6 protein-coding genes are annotated in these 3,331 nt (G+C 38.1%); 5 read left to right on the forward strand and 1 reads right to left on the reverse strand.

Features of this window, described 5'->3' with window-relative positions:
- Positions 1 to 538 precede the first annotated feature (538 nt).
- From VB797_RS34815 to VB797_RS34835, 5 genes are all read left to right on the forward strand, one after another.
- Positions 539 to 844 (forward strand): hypothetical protein, encoded by a 306-nt coding sequence (locus VB797_RS34815; protein ID WP_323242368.1) that lies wholly within the window; start codon positions 539 to 541, stop codon positions 842 to 844.
- Positions 845 to 1,088: 244 nt separating this feature from the next.
- A complete protein-coding gene (locus tag VB797_RS34820; RefSeq protein WP_323242369.1) occupies positions 1,089 to 1,403 on the forward strand; it encodes a hypothetical protein in 315 nt (104 codons plus the stop codon).
- A gap of 298 nt (positions 1,404 to 1,701) precedes the next feature.
- Positions 1,702 to 2,235 (forward strand): DUF433 domain-containing protein, encoded by a 534-nt coding sequence (locus VB797_RS34825; protein WP_323242370.1) that lies wholly within the window; start codon positions 1,702 to 1,704, stop codon positions 2,233 to 2,235.
- Positions 2,236 to 2,320: 85 nt separating this feature from the next.
- Positions 2,321 to 2,566, forward strand: a complete 246-nt coding sequence (locus VB797_RS34830) for a hypothetical protein (RefSeq protein WP_323242371.1) — start codon at positions 2,321 to 2,323, stop codon at positions 2,564 to 2,566.
- Positions 2,559 to 2,972, forward strand: a complete 414-nt coding sequence (locus tag VB797_RS34835) for a type II toxin-antitoxin system VapC family toxin (protein WP_323242372.1) — start codon at positions 2,559 to 2,561, stop codon at positions 2,970 to 2,972. Before VB797_RS34830 ends, VB797_RS34835 begins: the two co-directional genes overlap by 8 nt.
- 143 nt (positions 2,973 to 3,115) lie before the next feature.
- Here the strand turns inward: VB797_RS34835 and VB797_RS34840 are convergent.
- Positions 3,116 to 3,331 (reverse strand): hypothetical protein (locus tag VB797_RS34840; protein WP_323242373.1); only part of this gene is annotated, 216 nt, incomplete at its 5' end.

The following is a 3,331-nucleotide window of genomic DNA, read 5'->3' on the forward strand; positions in this document are numbered from 1 at the left end:
CTTTCAATGGATTGGGGGTTTAAAGTTATTAAATCCTTTTGATATTTGAACCCGATCGCACTATTGAGGACTAGGGCTAAGAAAGAATCCGCGTTTGGATTGATTGATTTTAGATCCCCGACTTCTTTGGGTAGAATATAGCCATGAAAATCACGCCCGTAAATTTTATGGTCTTTACGCTTCGCGTGTCCGTAAGGACATAGCCCCCGGATTTATCCGTGGATGTCCGGATTGTAGGCAATCTTCGATTCCCCTAAATTTTATTTATGGGACAATAATTACGAATTACGTTAGCGTAGGAGTACTCCAAGTAAAAAAATGCCCAATTGTCATTGCGTTCGCTCTTAGCGTGCGCGAAGCGCTTACGAAACGGAGTGTACCGAAGCAATCGCAAGGGTTTGGATCATTTATTTTTTGGAACACTCTAGCGTCTCCCGGAGGGAGATATTACGAATTATATTCACCGTTCGCTTCTGTGGGATAAACTTAACAAGTTAAAATCAATAGGTATCCCCCTGTTATATAAGGTAGTAGCTTCATGACTAACACCTCAGAAAATATAAATCTTGAAACAAAAACTTTCCCTGTGCGCTTGGAAAAAGAAGGAGTTATTAGTATCCCACAAGCAATGCAGGACAATTTAAGCTTGAGTGAAGGTGATATGCTAACACTCGTTCAAATCGGGGATTTAGTCTTGCTTACTCTCAAAAAACTTCAAGTCCCACAATTAGCAGATCAGATAGCGGCTTTAAGACTGGATGCTGGCTTGTCAATAGAGGATTTATTGGAAGGACTAGAGCAAGAACGTGAAGCAATTTGGCTTCAAAAACAGAAAGATGCGTAGAGTGTTTGCTGACTCAAGTGTAATAATAGTAGGTGCTGCTTCTCGTAAAGGTGCTAGTCGTGCTGTGCTTATGATGGCAGAAATTGGTCTTTTTCAATTAGTTATATCAGAGCAGGTAGTGAGTATAATTCGTAATTCGTAATTCGTAATTCGTAATTAATTTCCCATAAATAAATTTAGGGGCTTCTACAGAGTATAAATCCACGGATAAATCCGGGGGCTTCAAACCTTAAAAATTTACTTGGTGACCGAATGTCGAAATAACCTTAGTAAAAAACTACCTGCGGCTTTACCAGTTTTTACGGCATTACTAACTCAAATGAATTTGGAAATTCAGCCAGATCCACCTTTATCTGCATCAAATCCTTGGCATACAATTATCGAAGCTAAAGATGCACCAATCCTTGCGGCTGCTATTTTGGCACAAGTTGACCGCTTGTTGAGCTTAAATACTAAGGACTTTACCTCAGAAGTTGCCACTGCAAGTAGATTAACAATTCAAACTCCAGCCCAGTTTATTCAAGAAATTCGTGAAATTGTGACTATTGGCTTGTTGTAATGTTAGTTTAAATTTTAGATGGTGCAGCTAATGATACGGTGACTAATTTTACGACTTTGGTTGATGATGAAGGTTGATGATAATTTACAGCATATTTATTTGATTACTTCGGATTATCATATGAGGAGATAGAGGGTAATTGCTAGTGTTGTTTTTGGTAGTCGGGGGGTTGTGGTAACTCCGGGTTCGGGGAGGGATCAAGATGAGTGTAAAGGTATGCCTGAAAAGCAAAAGTTGCACATCTGTTACTAAATCATGATAAAATGTTCCCTACATAGGGAATACTTTATTAGAAACAATGAATAATATCTTTACTCCCACTGAAGCGGCCGCAATTGTTCAGATTCCAACTAAAAGAGTTTATAAAGAGTTAGAGTATGCAATTGTTCCTTCTAGTAACCCCCCACGACTTCCTTTTGAGGCTTTAGTATACCTCCGAGCATTAAAAGAAGTAGATTTTACATTTTCTGTTGATTTCCGGACTGTTTTATATGAACGTCTCGTAGATGCTATTGCTCGTAAAAGTACTTCTTTAGAAATCGCACGTTATTTTATCTTGCAACTCGATGCGATTTCAAATGAACTATTAGAATTAATTAATCGTTTCAATCGTTGGAAAGAAGGTTTAGTAACAAATCAAGGGATTATGGCGGGGGAAACAGTATTTCTTAATTCTCGCCTTACTGTACGGCATATTGGTACGATGCTCGAACGTGGGGAATCAAAAGAAAATATTCGAGAGGATTATCATTATTTATCAGAGGAAGATATGGAATTTGCTCTTATTTATACAAGAGCTTATCCAATCGTTGGTAGACCAAAAAAATTTTGAAAACCTGCCAGCATAAAAAAATGACGAATATTTTCCTTAAGCAATTTGATAAAATTGGATTGTATTTAGATAGGTAAGCAAATAAATGGTTAAGGAAGAACAATTACTTGAATATTGGCGCGATTTATCTCCCTCTGGACAAGAACAAGTTTTAGCTTTAGCAAAATCTTTAAAACAACAAAATACCGAAAAGGAATTTGTGCCTCAAACCCCTTTAGCTCAGAAACTTTGGAATATTCGACAAAACGCTATCGCTGCTGGAATGGAACAATTGCAAGAATCGAAATTGGAAGAGGAACTTGCTGAGCGTCGAGGCAGATATCGTGAGTAGTAAGGTTGCTTATATCGATTCTGGTGTTTTAATTAATGCGTTTCGAGGTATTGATGAAGTTAGTATTAAAGCTACGCAGGTTCTAGATGATTCGACACGTACTTTTGCTAGTAGTGTTTTTGTGCAGTTAGAAACTTTACCAAAGTCTCACTATAACAAACAGTTGCTAGAAGTAGAATTTTACCAAACCTTTTTTAATGCTGTAAGTATTTGGGCAATGGATTTAAATAAAATTATAAAAATAGCTGATGGTATAGCTAAAAATTACGGTTTGGCTGCAATGGATGCTTTGCACATTGCAGCAGCAGTATCAATAAATGCTGAAGAGTTTGTCACAACTGAAAAAGTAACTAAACCCATGCATCGAGTAAGTGAAATTAGAGTTATTTCAATAGCTTCATCTTGAAATTCTACCCCCTCTTCCCTCTCTTGCCCCTCTAAATTAATGAAGCCTAATTTCCCCAAGCGCCGATTTTTCTGCTTGCTAGGATTAAGTTTACTGGTTGTATTGCTTGGGTTTATGACCGTGAGGATAAATATTGCTTTTCATCAAGCTCCAACTCCCCAAGCTATTTTTGTGTTGGGGGGTGATTTTGAGCGGACAAAGTTTGCTGGGAAGTTTTGGCTGTCTCGGAAGGGTTTGGATATTTGGGTTATGGCTTCGCCACGCTTTGCGAACTGATTTTCCGCAGTATTTAGATCAACATCGGCGGATTTTAAAGAAGTTTGGTGTGTCTGAGGAGCAGTTGCAAATGGAAGGGTGCT

The sequence above is a fragment of the Rivularia sp. UHCC 0363 genome, assembly GCF_034931125.1.
Classification (GTDB): domain Bacteria; phylum Cyanobacteriota; class Cyanobacteriia; order Cyanobacteriales; family Nostocaceae; genus Rivularia.